Origin of the sequence: Microcella sp. (assembly GCF_030645145.1) — a bacterium.
In the GTDB taxonomy this organism is placed as follows: domain Bacteria; phylum Actinomycetota; class Actinomycetes; order Actinomycetales; family Microbacteriaceae; genus Microcella.
The window spans coordinates 1-13,574 of sequence record NZ_JAUSMI010000155.1 but is presented as its reverse complement, the minus strand read 5'-3'; the positions used below and the strand labels follow the sequence as shown (position 1 = coordinate 13,574).

Below are 13,574 nucleotides of genomic sequence, written 5' to 3'. Positions count from 1 at the left end.
CGCGCTCGAGCGCGCCCATCGGGGGCGGCCCGGCTGCGGGCCCCGCCCCGGCGAGCGCCGCCACGGGACCGCGCCGACTGAGCGGCGGGGCGATCGCGCTCATCGCGCTCGCGGTCATCCTGCTCATCGCGCTCGTCGTGCTGATCTTCGCCCTCCTGAACCGCGACGACGCGCCCGCGCCTGCGGCGTCGGACACGCCGAGCGCGAGCTCCTCGCCGTCGGAGACCCCGTCCCCCTCGCCCACGCCGAGCGAGACCGAGGAGCCGTCGCCCTCGCCGACGCCGACCGAGACGAGCGCCGCCCCCGAGCCCGCCCCGGCGCCGACGTTCACGGTCTTCCAGGCGGAGAACACCGCCAACTGCCCCGATGAGAGCGGATCGGTTCCGCTGTTCTGGAGCTGGAGCATCGACGGCGCGACGACCGCGTGGTTCGGCATCGGCACTGACGACGCGCGGGCCGAGCCGTTCGAGGAGGTCCCGACGACGGCGACCTACGAGTTCGCGTACCAGTGCTCGGAGGAGAGCCAGCTCTACACGGTCTCGGCCGAGAACGCCGATGGGCTCGTGACGCATCAGACCGTCGAGGTCGTGCGCCTGCTGCCGTAGCCCGCACGTCCCCGACGCGCAGGAGCCCCGCGGCGTGGACGACCGCGAGGCTCCTGCTCTCCGGTGGGGCGGGGCTAGTTCGCCGCCGCCTGGTAGGCCTGCTGGATGGCCGTGCCGAAGTACGGACCGAACATCGTGTTGCGCACGCCCGAGTAGCCGAAGCTGTTGACCGAGTTCTGCAGGCCCTGCGTGAACCACGGTCCGCCCGAGGAGCCGCCCGTCATGTCGCACGGGATGCCCTGCGAGAGCGTCTGGTTGTACGGGTCGGGGCGCGCCGTTCCCGTGCAGCCCTGGAGCGTCTCGCCGGTGAACGGGCGCGCCGCCGGGTAGCCGAACGCGTCGTAGGCGAGCCCGCGGGAGAGATTGAAGCCGACGCCCGTCGCGCCGACCGTGTCGCTCAGGGTGCGGCCGTTGAGCGGGGCCATGACGGCGAAGGCGCCGTCGTAGCTGATGTCGCCCGAGTTCGCCCAGGCCGAGGTCGTCACGAGCTCGGTGGCCGTCCACTGCCCGTAGGGCGCGCGGCCGTTCTCGTAGGCGGGCACGAAGATCCAGCGCGAGGCGTAGGCGCCGCCGCCCTCGTTGACGCAGTGTCCCGCGGTCGAGACGGTGAGCTCGTTGGCGGAGGAGACCGCGTTGCCCGAGCAGACGTAGTTGCCGCCGCCCAGCGTGAAGAACACCTTGCCGACGTGCGAGATCGGCGTGAGGCCGCTCGCCTTCGGCTTCTGCGCCTGGACGCGCTGCGGCTGGCCCGCTTCGACGGGCTTGCCGGGGTTCGCGTTCTTCGCGGCGCGGGCGTTGTCGGCGACGAGGACGTCGGCGGGGATCGCGGAGCGCATGCGCTCCTCCGTCCAGTACGCGGCGGCCGACGCGGCGTGCGCGGGGACGTGGCGCTCGATGCCGTTGTCGAGGCCGTTCTGGCTCGGAGCCGCGGTGGCGGTGGCCGGCGCGGACAGCAGCGCGGCGGCCATGAGCGCGGCGAGCGCGCCCAGGCGAGCGCGGGTGGCGTGCGTTGTCATGGTTCTCCTTCAGGGGGTGACCGCCGTGCCGCCGGCCCGGCTGGACCGCGATCATGACGTGATGAGATGCTGGCGCTCACCCCCCTCCCGGGGGTGATTTTCTTTGATAAGACAGAAAGGTCTGTCTATTAGCCACAAAGCCCGGTTCCGGGCTGCCTCGGCCGACTACTCTCGACGGTCGGCCGCGACGTCGGCGGACGGGCTTGATCGGGCCCACCGGTAGCATGGGATGACGACCACACCCAGGCACCCTTACCTCTGACACGGTGCCGCCCATACGGAGCGAGATCCCATGAGCAACGCCATTCCCGACAAGCCCGCCCTCGAGGGTCTCGAGCCGAAGTGGGGCGAGGTGTGGGAGGCCCAGGGCACCTATCGCTTTGACCGCGACGCCGCCCTCGCCGCGGGCTCCGACGCGGTCTACGCGATCGACACTCCCCCGCCGACCGCCTCGGGTTCTCTGCACATCGGGCACGTCTTCAGCTACACCCACATGGATCTCGCCGCGCGGTTCCAGCGCATGCGCGGCCAGCACCTCTTCTACCCGATGGGGTGGGACGACAACGGCCTGCCGACCGAGCGCCGCGTACAGAACTACTACGGCGTGCGCTGCGAGCCGGCCCTGCCCTACGACCCCGACTTCACGCCGCCCTTCGAGGGCGGCGGCACGAGCGGCAAGCCCGCCGACCAGGTGCCCGTCAGCCGGCGCAACTTCATCGAGCTGTGCGAGCGCCTCACCGTCGAGGACGAGAAGCAGTTCGAGGACCTCTGGCGCGCGCTCGGCCTCAGCGTCGACTGGACCCAGACCTACCGCACGATCGGCGACGAGGCGCAGCGCGTCGCGCAGCGCGCCTTCCTGCGCAACCTCGCCCGCGGCGAGGCCTACCGCGCCGACGCCCCCACGCTGTGGGACATCACCTTCCGCACCGCCGTCGCGCAGGCCGAGCTCGAGGACAAGGAGATGCCCGGTGCGTACCACCGGGTCTCGTTCCACAAGCCCGACGGCGGAACGATCGAGATCGAGACCACGCGCCCCGAGCTCATCGCCGCGTGCGTCGCCCTCGTCGCCCACCCCGACGACGAGCGCTACCAGCCTTACTTCGGCACGACCGTGCGCACGCCGCTCTTCGGCGTCGAGGTGCCCGTCGTCGCCCACCACCTCGCGCAGCAGGACAAGGGCTCCGGCATCGCCATGGTGTGCACCTTCGGCGACGTGACCGATGTGGTGTGGTGGCGGGAGCTGGACCTGCCGACGCGCCCGATCCTCGGGAAGGACGGCCGCATCCTCGCCGACGCCCCGGAGGGCATCGAGGGCGACGCCCTCGCGGTCTACGGCGAGCTCGCCGGAAAGACCGTGTTCAGCGCGAAGGCCCGCATGGTCGAGCTGCTGCGCGAGTCGGGCGACCTGCACGGCGACCCGCGACCCATCACGCACCCCGTCAAGTTCTTCGAGAAGGGCGACAAGCCGCTCGAGATCGTCACCACGCGCCAGTGGTACATCGCCAACGGCGCGCGCGACGAGGGGCTGCGCGAGCGTCTGCTCGAGAACGGCCGTCAGATCGCCTTCCACCCCGACTTCATGCGCGTTCGCTACGAGAACTGGGTCGGCGGGCTCTCCGGCGACTGGCTCATCTCGCGGCAGCGCTTCTTCGGCGTTCCCATCCCGGTCTGGTACCGCCTCGACGAGAACGGCGAGCAGACGGGCGACCCGATCGTGCCGACCGAGGACATGCTGCCGGTCGACCCGGCGTCGATGCCCGCCCCCGGGTTCGACGAGGCGCAGCGCGGCCAGCCGGGTGGCTTCATCGGCGAGGTCGACATCATGGACACGTGGGCGACCTCGTCGCTCACCCCGCAGATCGCCGCGAAGTGGGAGGACGACCCGGAGCTGTTCGACCTGGTCTTCCCCTACGACCTGCGCAGCCAGGGTCAGGACATCATCCGCACCTGGCTGTTCTCGACCGTGCTGCGCGCCGAGCTCGAGCACGGCACCGTGCCGTGGAAGCACGCCGGCATCTCGGGGTTCATCGTCGACCCCGACCGCAAGAAGATGTCGAAGTCGAAGGGCAATGTCGTCACGCCGCAGGGCATGCTCGACGAGCACGGCTCCGATGCGGTGCGCTACTGGGCGGCCTCCTCGCGCCTCGGAACCGATGCTGCCTTCGACCCGCAGAACCCCAAGCAGATGAAGATCGGCCGGCGCCTCGCGATCAAGGTGCTCAACGCCGCGAAGTTCGTCTACTCCTTCCCCGTGCCGGCGGGCGACGCGGTCGTCACCGACCCGCTCGACGTCGACATGCTCGCGACCCTCGGCGACGTCGTGCGCCAGGGGACGAAGGCCTACGAGGAGTACGACCACGCCCGCGCCCTCGAGGTCACCGAGCAGTTCTTCTGGACGTTCTGCGACGACTACCTCGAGCTCGTGAAGGAGCGCGCATACGGCTCCACGCCCGGCGATGAGTCGGATCGGCTCGACGGGCAGGCGAGCGCCGTGACCGCGCTGCGCCGCGCGGTGGACGTCATGCTGCGCCTGCTCGCGCCGGTCATCCCCTTCGCCACGGAGGAGGTGTGGAGCTGGACCCACGGCGACAGCGTCCACCGCGCGCCCTGGCCGACGGTCGACGAGCTCGGAGTCGAGGCCGCCCCGAGCGGGCTCCTGCCGCTCGTCTCGGCCGCCCTCATCGGGATCCGCCGCGCGAAGACCGACGCGAAGGCCTCGCAGAAGACGCCCGTCGCGCACGCGACGATCTCGGCACCGCTTCTGCTCGCCGAAGCCGCCGGCGATCTCAAGGCCGTCGGGCGCATCGACACGCTCGACATCCAGCAGGGCGAGAGCGTCGAGGTGCTCGCGATCGAGCTGGCCCCGTTGCCCGAGGCGCCGTAGCCCGCGCCCTGTTCGTTCGAGCCGCTCGCGACGCGCGCCCCGCCGATTCCTCGGCCAGGCGCGCGTCGTGGTTCACTGAGCGCATGACCGTTAGCCCCCTGACGATCCGGCCGATCGCCGCCGCCGATCGCGACGAGTGGCAGCGGCTCTTCCTCGCCTACGGCGCGTTCTACGAGACGGCGTTCGAGACGCCTGTCATCGACGACGTCTGGGCCTGGCTGATGGATGCCCGCCACCCGCTGACCGCGTTCGTCGCGGAGATCGACGGGGCGGTCCGCGGCTTCGCGCACGTGCGCGAGCAGCCCGACACCTTCACGGCCGGCCCCGGCTGGTTCCTCGACGACCTGTACGTCGACGAGGAGCTTCGCGGGTCGGGCGCCGGCACCGCCCTGCTCGACGCGGTCGCCGCGCATGCGACCGCGCACGGAGGCGGAACCCTGCGCTGGATCACCGCGCACGACAACGACCGCGCCCAGCGCGTGTACGACCGGCTCGCGACACGCACGAGCTGGGTAACCTACGAGAAGGAGTGCTGAGCATGCAGCTCGGAACCCGTTGGACCGTGGGCGGCGAGCCGCCGGCCCGCGTGAGCCCGGCCGTCCGCGCGGCGATCCGCGCCGTCGAGGGCGACTTGCTCGGGCGCGACACGACCCAGTGGCGCTGGACCCTCACGTGGCTGGAGGGGCGACCCGTGGTGGAGCTCGACGACGGGACGGTCATCCGCGAAGGGCACGACGGAAGCGTCACGACGACGCTCGACGACGACGACGCGCACGACGCCTGACGGTCCGCGCCTGAGCCCGCTCACGCGGACGAGGCGCTGGAGACGCGAAACGGGCGCGCCGACCAGGAGGGATCGGCGCGCCCGTTGATCGTGGGGCGGCGGGGCTACTGCACGAAGCCGTAGCGGAAGCCGTCGCGGGTGCGGCGCACGGCGTTCTCCGTCGCGATGAGGCGAGCCTGCTCGTCGTGCCCGCTGACCGCGGCGCGAGCGCCCAACCAGGTGAGCAGCGCGAGGCCGGCGCTCAGAGCGAGACGGCGGAGAACAGGAGTGCGACGGCGCGGCAGCTGGATGGTGATCATGCCCGTGCTCATGGTGACGGCGGTCATGCTCGCTCCTCCTTCGCGGTGTCGGTGGTGGTGGTGTCGGATGATTCGGGGGTGCTGCCGTCGGCAGGAGCGTCTCCCTCTGCAGGGATCTCCACTCCGTCGACGACCGGGAAGGCGTAGAACTGCACGAGCGCGGGGCGGGAGCCCGGCACCCGCTGACCGCGGTGCTTCTCGACGAACTCGTGGACGATCTCGCCGACGTCGTGGTGGAGCTGGGCGAGCTGCTCGGCGGTCACGTGGACGTTCGCCATGTTGATGCTCGAGGCGTGATGCCACTCCTCGCTCAGCTCGGTCATGCCGCGCTCGATGAAGTCGCGGAAGTACTGCTCGCGGTGGTGGGCGAACTCGCGCATGACGATGCGCGAGACCTCGCGCCCCGTCTCGCTCTTGCCCGTCTCCTCGTCGCCGAGGTAGATGGGGGCCTGGACGCGCTGCCACCAGCGCTCGCGGCCCGTGCCCTTGTCGGCGAGCTCCTCCACGTAGCCGTGCTTCTCGAGCTGGCGGAGGTGGTAGCTCGTCGAGCCGCTCGACTCGCCGAGCCGCTCGGCGAGCATGCTCGCGGTCTGCGGGCCGTAGGTCGAGAGCGCGTCGATGATCGTGACGCGAAGGGGGTGCGCGAGAGCCTTGAGGCCCTCGAGGTCTGCCCTGCCGTTCGGATCGTGTCCCATGACTGCAAAGATACGCTTGCAAAAGGTTCTTTGCAAGTACTTCTTTGCAGAAAGTTTTTTGCAGACGAATGTTTGCAGAGAACTGTTTGCAGATTCGCGATCGGCGGGGCGGACGGCTCTAGGGTGAACGGATGAGCAATCCCTTCCTCTCCCCCAGCACCCTGCCGTACCAGCTGCCGCCCTTCGCCGAGATCAGCGACGATCACTTCGGCCCCGCGATCGAACGGGGCATGGCCGAGCAGCGCGCCGAGATCGCCGCGATCACCGCGCAGACCGAGCCGGCGACCTTCGCCAACACCATGGAGCCCCTCGAGCGCAGCGGCCAGCTGCTCACGCGCGTGCTGCGCGTGTTCTTCAACAAGAGCTCGGCCGACTCGAACGACGCGAGCAACGCCCTCGAGGAGGAGTTCGCGCCGAAGCTCGCCGCGCACGAGGACGCCATCACGCTCGACTCCGCGCTTTACGCGCGCATCGCCGCGCTCCACGAGCAGCGCGACGACCTCGACCTCATCCCCGAGCAGCGCTACCTCATCGAGCGCCGCCACACCGTCATGACCCTCGCCGGCGCGGGCCTCGACGACGCCCAGAAGGAGCGGCTCAGCGAGCTGAACTCGCGCCTGTCGGTGCTGCAGACCCGCTTCGAGAAGAACCTCCTCGCCGACACCAACGACCTCGCCGTCGTGATCGACGACGTCGCCGAGCTCGACGGGCTCACCCCCGGCGAGATCTCGGCGGCAGCGCAGGCGGCCGCCGATCGCGGACTCGAGGGCAAGCACCTCGTCACCCTCGTGCTGCCGACGGGGCACCCGTGGCTGGCCTCCCTCACGAACCGCGATGTCCGCGCCCGGATCATGGCGGCATCCCGCGCTCGTGCCGCGCGCGGCAACGAGAACGACAACAGCGCCGTGCTGCTCGAGACCGCGCGGCTGCGCGCCGAGCGCGCCGAGCTGCTCGGCTTCGAGAACCACGCCGCCTTCGTCACCGCCGACGGCACCGCGAAGACCCCCGCGCGCGTCGCCGAGATGCTCGAGAAGCTCGCCCCCGCCGCCGCCCGCAACGCGCGCGCCGAGCAGGAGAAGCTCGAGGCGCTCGCCGGCCACCCCATCGAGGCGCACGACTGGGCCTACTACAGCGAGCGCGTGCGCACGGCCGAGTTCGACGTCGACACCGCCGCCCTGCGCCCCTACTTCGAGGCCGAGCGCGTGCTGCAGCAGGGCGTGTTCGCCGCCGCGACCAAGGTCTTCGGCATCACGTTCTCCGAGCGCACCGATCTCACGGGCTACCACCCCGACGTGCGGGCGTTCGAGGTGCGGAACGAGGACGGCTCGCAGCTCGGCCTCTATCTGCTCGACCTGTTCACGCGCGACAGCAAGCGCGGCGGCGCCTGGATGAACGAGCTCATCGGCCAGAACGAGCTGCTCGACCACCCGACGATCGTCGTCAACAACCTCAACGTGCCCAAGCCCGCCGCGGGCGAGCCGGCGCTGCTGACCTTCGACGAGGTCAACACGTTCTTCCACGAGTTCGGCCACGCGCTGCACGGCCTGTTCGCGCACGTCACCTATCCGTCTTTCACGGGCACGAACGTGTACCGCGACTTCGTCGAGTTCCCCAGCCAGGTGAACGAGATGTGGATGCTCTGGCCCGAGATCGTCAACGACTACGCCGTCCACCACGTCACGGGAGAGCCGATCCCCGCCGAGATCCTCGACCGCATCCGGGCGAGCGAGACCTGGGGCGAGGGCTTCAAGACGAGCGAGTACCTCGCCGCGGCGCTGCTCGACCAGGCCTGGCACACGCTCAGCGCCGCCGAGGCCGCGGCCGTGACGGATGTCGCCGCGTTCGAGGCCGAGGCGCTCGCGCGCGTGGGTCTAGACAACCCCGCCGTGCCGACCCGCTACAGCTCGACGTACTTCGCCCACGTGTTCTCGGGCGGGTACTCGGCCGGCTACTACAGCTACATCTGGAGCGAGGTGCTCGACGCCGACACCGTCGAGTGGTTCCACGAGAACGGCGGCCTCACGCGCGCCAACGGCGACCGGTTCCGGCAGTACGTGCTCGGCATCGGCGGCACGCGCGACCCGCTCGAGGCGTACCGCGAGTTCCGCGGCCGCGACGCGGTCATCGAGCCGCTGCTGACGCGGCGCGGGCTCGCCGCCTGAGCGACTAGAACCAGAAGCCCAGGCACGGCGGCACGGGAGTGACCGCCATGACGTGCAGGCGCTCGACCGCCGCCGCGTCGCCCTCCAGGCGACCGGCGGCGGCGAGCGTGATCGGGCTCGCGCCGCCGAGCAGCAGCGAGCTCAGGGCCGCGATGCCGAGGCTAACGTCGGCCGGCTCGTCCGTCGTGGTCACGCGCGCGGCGCCCGCGTCGTCGACCTCGAGCGCGAACCGCCCGCCGGCGAGGCCGAGGTCGTCGGCGACGTCGAGCACGACGCGGCCGGCGCGCTGCCAGGTGCGACCCTCGAGGCACCTCGGCACGTCGAGGATGCGCGCCCACAGGTGGTCGGTGACCGACCTCGTGAGCACGGCACGGGCATCCGCGACCATCCACTTGACGGGCTCGTCGACGCTGCGCTGCCAGGCGACCACCTCGTGGACGAGGTCGAGCTCGAGCACGTAGCGCCAGAGCGCGGCGTAGGCGTCGGGGGTCGCGGCGATGAGGTCGATGATCTCGACGGGGTGCCTTGTGAAGTCGGGGCCGGCGTCCTTGACGCGATACACCGCGAACCCCTGCGGCTCGCCCGCCGCGTCGTCGTAGCGCACGGCCCGGAGGTCGGCCGACTTCGACGCCTGCGAGGGGCGGAGGCCGAGCTGGCGATCCCAATGCCCGCCCCACGTCGGGATGCCGCCCGCGGCCCGCGCGCGCTCCTCCAGGTCGAGCGCGATCGCGCGAGTGCTCTCGCGCGAGATGAGGTGCACGCGGCCGGCGGGTGTCGGCCCGACCCAGCGCGCGCGCTTCGTGTCGACGACGAGCTCGGCCGCCCACGTGGCGGGGCCGAAGCCGTAGCGGCCGTAGATCGTCGACTCGGAGACGGTGAGGATCGCGAGCGGCGTGCCGTGCGCGATCGCCGCGCGCAGCTCGCCCTCGAGGAGCCCGCGCGCGATGCCGCGCCGCCGGTGGGTCGGGGCGACCGTCACGACGCTGATCGCCCAGGCCTCGAGGTCGCGGTCGCCCGGCACGCGCAGCGGCGTCGGCCAGCTGTCGACCGTCGCGACGGGCACCTCGGGCTCGGCAGCCGAGTCGTCCCAGACGCCGATCGCGCGTCGCTCGCGCGATGACTCGCGCATCTCGACGAGCGCCTGCTCCTCGGGCGCTCCGCCGTGGAAGCCGCGCGCGACCGCCTGCGAGAAGGCGTCCTGGCGGGCCGTGTCGCCGCCGACGAGCTCGTAGCGCAGCCCCTGGCTGGCGAGGGCATCGCGTGAGGCGGTGTCGGCGGGGATGGTGCGGAAATCGGCGAGCATCCGCCCAGGCTAGTGAGCCGGGGGCTGCGGTGACGGCGCGGGCGCGGCGAGCCCGCGGCGCAGAGCAGCGAGCGCGGCCTGCGGGGCGTCCACGCCGTCGGCCGACGCGCGGTGCTCGAGGGTGCGCGCGACATCGGCGGGCAGCGTGAGGACGAGTCGCTCGGAGCCGCCTGCGGGGCGGGCGGGAGCATCCCCCGCCGCATCGACGACCGCGACGGCCGGCGCATCGCGCAGGAAGATCGCGAGCACGGGCACGACGACCGTGCCGAGCGCGTCGAGGATGCCGACGACGCCGAACAGTCGCCAGTACCACTCCTCGTTCCGCGGGCCGGGGATCTCGCCCTCGGAGACGATCGGGAGGACGATCATGATCGCGACGGCGGCGATCATGACGAGCGTCACCATGAGCCCGATGCGGATGACCTCCCGCCGACGGCCGGCCAGGAGGAGCAGGAGGTTCGCGTGCGCGAAGCTCACCGCGACCACTCCGGCGGTCGCGAAGGCCTTGAGCAGGTCGTCGAATCCGGGGGAATCCCACTCGCGCCAGATGAGCACGAGGCCCGTGACGAGCGCGACCGAGCTCGCGGCGAGGCCGACGACGCCGACGACGCGCATCGCACGGTCGGCGATGGCGAGGTGGCACAGGGCGGTGATGCTCGTCGCGCCGAGCAGCACGGTCGTGAGCAGGATGCGGCCCTGCGTCTCGCCGAACTCGCCGCTCAGCAGCGCGATGATCCCGACGACCGCCGCGAGCGAGAACGAGACGATGATCGCGTAGACGGCGGCACGGCGAGCGATGCCGACCTTCCCGGGGCGGCGGTCGGACTCGGGCTCGCGGGTGCTCGTCATGACTGCTCCTTCGCCGGGGTGGAGCTGACGCTACTCCTCGCCCGCCACGTCGTCACGAACAGGACGAGCGCGCCGACGACGAGGCCCCAGAACGCGCTCCCGATGCCCGCGACGACGACGCCCGAGGCCACGACGATCAGGGTCGCCGCCGCGGTCAGCCGCGTCTCGGGCGCCTCGAACGCGCTCACGAGGCTCGTCGTCAGCGCGCCGAGCAGGGCGAGACCCGCGACGGCGATGATGAGGATGGGCGGGGCCGCGGAGGCGACGGCGGTCGCGACCCCCGCGGCGAGGCCCAGCAGCACGTAGGTGACGCCTCCGGCGACGGGCGCAACCCAGCGCCGCCGCGGGTCGGGATGCGCGTCCGGCCCCGCCATGAGCGCCGCCGTGATCGCGGCGAGGTTGAGGGCGTAGCCGCCGAGCGCGGCGACCGCGGCCGTCATGCCGCCGGAGGCGACGAGGATCGCCCGCGCCGGCACCGGCTCGAACCGGAACGTGCGGAGCACCGCGAAGCCCGGCACGTTCTGGCCCGCCATCGTGACGATGAACAGCGGCACGCCGAGCGACACGATCACGAGCGGGTCGAGAACCGGGAGCGTCACGACGAGGGCGGGCGCGAGGCCCGCGTCGAGCATCCCGCTGCCGGTCGCGGTGATCGCGATGCCGACGACCGCGACGAGCATCGCCGCGGGGACGGCCCACCGGGGGGCGAGCCGTACGAGCACGAGCCAGACGAGCACGACCGGGATCGCCAGCAGCGGCTCGTCGATGACCGCCGTGACCGGGGCGAGGCAGATGGGGAAGAGGATGCCCGCGAGCATCGCGCCCGCGAGCGGCATCGGGATGCGCGTCATCGCCCTCCCGAGCGCGCCCCACAGCCCCGTGAGCGCGATCAGGAACCCGCAGACCAGGAACGCGCCGATGGCGGCGGCGTACGAGCCGGTCGTGCCCTCGGCCGCGATGAGCAGCGCCGCGCCCGGAGTCGACCACGCGAACGACAGCGGCAGCCGGTACCGCCATGAGAGCGCGATCGCGAGCACCGCCTGCCCGAGGCACAGCGCGAGCAGGCCCGACGCGGCCTCGGCGGGGCTCGCGCCGACCGCGATGAGCCCGGCGATGACGAGCGCGAACGAGCTCGCGAACCCGGTGACGGCGCCGATGACTCCGGCGATGACGGGCTGCAGCATCGAGGGGCTACGCCTCCTGGCGCGCGATCGCGGCCTCGAGGCGCTCGACCTTGCCGTCGAGCTCGCCGACGTGGCCGGGGCGGATGTCGGCCTTGAGCACGAGCGAGACGCGCGAGCCGTACGCGCCGACCGCCTCCGTCGCGCGCCGCACGACCTCCATGACCTCGTCCCACTCCCCCTCGATCTCGGTGAACATGCTGCTCGTGCGGTTCGGCAGCCCCGATTCCCGCACGACGCGCACGGCGGCGGCGACCGCGTCGTGCACCGAGTCCGTCGAGGATCCGCCTGACGGGGCGACCGAGAAGGCGACGATCATGAGTGGGGCTCCCTGTCTCTCGCGCGGCCCGCGGGGCCGTCGACCTCCAGCGTGCCATGACGCGGGCGGGGCGGATGCTCGGCGCCCGTCGCTCCGGACCGCCACGCCCGCACGACCGCGACGATCGCCCAGCCGAGCAGCACGACGTCGAGCGCGTTGCGGAGGGTGAGGATCACCACGAGCGGGGTCTGCAGCCCCAGGAGCTCGCCGTACTGGAACGGGTACACGGCCTGCGTGAGCGCACCGATCGCGAGCGCGAGCCCGGCGGGCACCGCGAACGGTGCCCCGCCGCGCGCCCGCCACAGGAGGCCGAGGAGGATCGGGGCCGCGAGCCACGTGCCGAACTGCGGCGAGCCCACCTTGTTGACGACGATGAGCGCGGCGACGAGCGCGAGGGCGAGAGCCGGGACGAGCCGCTCCTCCGGCGCACCCGCGCGCAGCGCGAGCAGGCCGAGCGCGACGATCGCGAGCACGACGATCGCGAGCAGCGGCGTCGCGAGCGCGGCCGCCTGCTGCGAGCCCTCGCCGAACACCTGCCAGGTGAGGATGTCGCGGTCGTAGTAGACGCGCGCGCTCCACTCCCCCGCCCACGCCGCCCACAGCCACGGCGTCGTGAGCGGCGCCTCGACCTGCAGGCCGCGCCCCGACTGCTCGGTGAGCGGAGACAGCAGCGAGGCGCCCGCGCCGACCGCGAGCCCGCCCGCGACGACGACCATCGTCACGGCGACCGTCGCGAGCACGATGCGCGCGCGCTCGCGCAGCCCGATGACCGCGGCGAGGAGGATCGCGGCGGGCCACACCTTGATCCACGCCGCGAGGGCGAGGAGCCCGGCGGCGGTCCGGGGGTGGCGGGCGAGCAGGGCGACCGCGGCGACCGCGAGAGGCGCCGTGATCGAGTCGATGCGGCCAAGCGCGATCGGTCCGAGGGCGAGGAGGAAGAGCATCCACCACCAGGCGGCGGCCGCATCGCGCACGCGACGGCCGGCTCCCGCGGTGACGAGCAGGGCGCCCGCGTTCATGAGCATGACGATCACGAGCCAGACGACCGGGTACGGGTCGGGGCCGAGCGCGTAGGCGGCGAGCATCGGCACGAGCGCGACGATCGGGTACACCCACGGCCCGTCGATACCGACCCAGTCGTTCGCGATGAGGCCCTGCTCGACCCAGAAGCGGTAGACGAGCGTCACATCGCCGAGCGGAAGCCCCGGGCCCAGCAGGTTGTAGCCAATGAGCCAGAGGTGGATGAGCCCGAACGCCGACCACAGAGCGAGGGGATGCGCGCCGACCTCGACGAGGCCGCGCGCGACGGCGGCCCCTGCTGCGCGCGCGGGGCGGGGCTCGGTCACCGGGCCAGCGTAGTGGCGGGGGTGCGACAGAGGGTCGTACCCGCGGTACCGCGGTCGCGGGGCTCGCACCGCGGTCGCGCGGCTCGCACCGCGCATCCCGCACTCCCCACCCCGCGCGGCGCGCGCGGCGC

Annotated in this window: 13 protein-coding genes; 5 read left to right on the top strand and 8 right to left on the bottom strand. The window is 72.2% G+C overall.

Going from position 1 to position 13,574, the window contains the following annotated elements; all coding sequences use genetic code 11:
- Positions 1–605, top strand: a 605-nt coding sequence (locus Q7T15_RS10645; RefSeq protein ID WP_304696087.1) for a hypothetical protein, incomplete at its 5' end; no start/stop codon positions are given.
- Positions 606–679: 74 nt separating this feature from the next.
- On the opposite strand, the gene Q7T15_RS10640 is transcribed toward Q7T15_RS10645, so the two are convergent.
- Positions 680–1,621, bottom strand: a complete 942-nt coding sequence (locus Q7T15_RS10640) for a serine protease (RefSeq protein ID WP_304696085.1) — start codon at positions 1,619–1,621, stop codon at positions 680–682.
- Positions 1,622–1,913: 292 nt separating this feature from the next.
- Here Q7T15_RS10640 and valS point away from each other — a divergent pair, with 292 nt between their 5' ends.
- The 3 genes from valS to Q7T15_RS10625 all read left to right on the top strand — a co-directional run bounded on the left by valS (position 1,914) and on the right by Q7T15_RS10625 (position 5,289).
- Positions 1,914–4,505, top strand: a complete 2,592-nt coding sequence (gene valS, locus Q7T15_RS10635; RefSeq protein ID WP_304696083.1) for a valine--tRNA ligase — start codon at positions 1,914–1,916, stop codon at positions 4,503–4,505.
- An 83-nt stretch (positions 4,506–4,588) separates the two neighbouring features.
- Positions 4,589–5,041 (top strand): GNAT family N-acetyltransferase, encoded by a 453-nt coding sequence (locus tag Q7T15_RS10630; RefSeq protein WP_304696081.1) that lies wholly within the window; start codon positions 4,589–4,591, stop codon positions 5,039–5,041.
- A gap of 2 nt (positions 5,042–5,043) precedes the next feature.
- Positions 5,044–5,289, top strand: coding sequence for a hypothetical protein (locus Q7T15_RS10625; RefSeq protein WP_304696079.1), 246 nt, complete (start codon positions 5,044–5,046; stop codon positions 5,287–5,289).
- Positions 5,290–5,393: 104 nt separating this feature from the next.
- Here the strand turns inward: Q7T15_RS10625 and Q7T15_RS10620 are convergent, their stop codons facing one another.
- A complete protein-coding gene (locus Q7T15_RS10620; protein WP_304696077.1) occupies positions 5,394–5,615 on the bottom strand; it encodes a hypothetical protein in 222 nt (73 codons plus the stop codon).
- Positions 5,612–6,283: a transcriptional regulator gene (locus tag Q7T15_RS10615; protein ID WP_304696075.1), complete on the bottom strand. Its 672-nt coding sequence runs from the start codon at positions 6,281–6,283 to the stop codon at positions 5,612–5,614. The genes Q7T15_RS10620 and Q7T15_RS10615 overlap by 4 nt, the downstream gene beginning before the upstream one ends.
- A 131-nt stretch (positions 6,284–6,414) precedes the next feature.
- Here Q7T15_RS10615 and Q7T15_RS10610 point away from each other — a divergent pair, with 131 nt between their 5' ends.
- The gene (locus Q7T15_RS10610; RefSeq protein WP_304696073.1) at positions 6,415–8,445 is read left to right on the top strand and encodes a M3 family metallopeptidase; all 2,031 of its coding nucleotides are present in this window, start codon (positions 6,415–6,417) and stop codon (positions 8,443–8,445) included.
- Positions 8,446–8,449: 4 nt separating this feature from the next.
- Here the strand turns inward: Q7T15_RS10610 and Q7T15_RS10605 are convergent, their stop codons facing one another.
- Genes Q7T15_RS10605 through Q7T15_RS10585 form a run of 5 tightly spaced genes read right to left on the bottom strand, consistent with a single transcriptional unit; the run spans position 8,450 to position 13,443 of the window.
- Positions 8,450–9,748, bottom strand: a complete 1,299-nt coding sequence (locus Q7T15_RS10605) for a GNAT family N-acetyltransferase (protein WP_304696070.1) — start codon at positions 9,746–9,748, stop codon at positions 8,450–8,452.
- Between the two features lie 9 nt (positions 9,749–9,757).
- Positions 9,758–10,597, bottom strand: a complete 840-nt coding sequence (locus tag Q7T15_RS10600) for a hypothetical protein (protein WP_304696068.1) — start codon at positions 10,595–10,597, stop codon at positions 9,758–9,760.
- Positions 10,594–11,781: a benzoate/H(+) symporter BenE family transporter gene (locus Q7T15_RS10595; RefSeq protein WP_304696066.1), complete on the bottom strand. Its 1,188-nt coding sequence runs from the start codon at positions 11,779–11,781 to the stop codon at positions 10,594–10,596. Before Q7T15_RS10595 ends, Q7T15_RS10600 begins: the two co-directional genes overlap by 4 nt.
- Before the next feature lie 7 nt (positions 11,782–11,788).
- A complete protein-coding gene (locus tag Q7T15_RS10590; protein WP_304696064.1) occupies positions 11,789–12,097 on the bottom strand; it encodes a thiamine-binding protein in 309 nt (102 codons plus the stop codon).
- The gene (locus tag Q7T15_RS10585; RefSeq protein WP_304696062.1) at positions 12,094–13,443 is read right to left on the bottom strand and encodes a glycosyltransferase 87 family protein; all 1,350 of its coding nucleotides are present in this window, start codon (positions 13,441–13,443) and stop codon (positions 12,094–12,096) included. Before Q7T15_RS10585 ends, Q7T15_RS10590 begins: the two co-directional genes overlap by 4 nt.
- Positions 13,444–13,574: the final 131 nt, after the last annotated feature.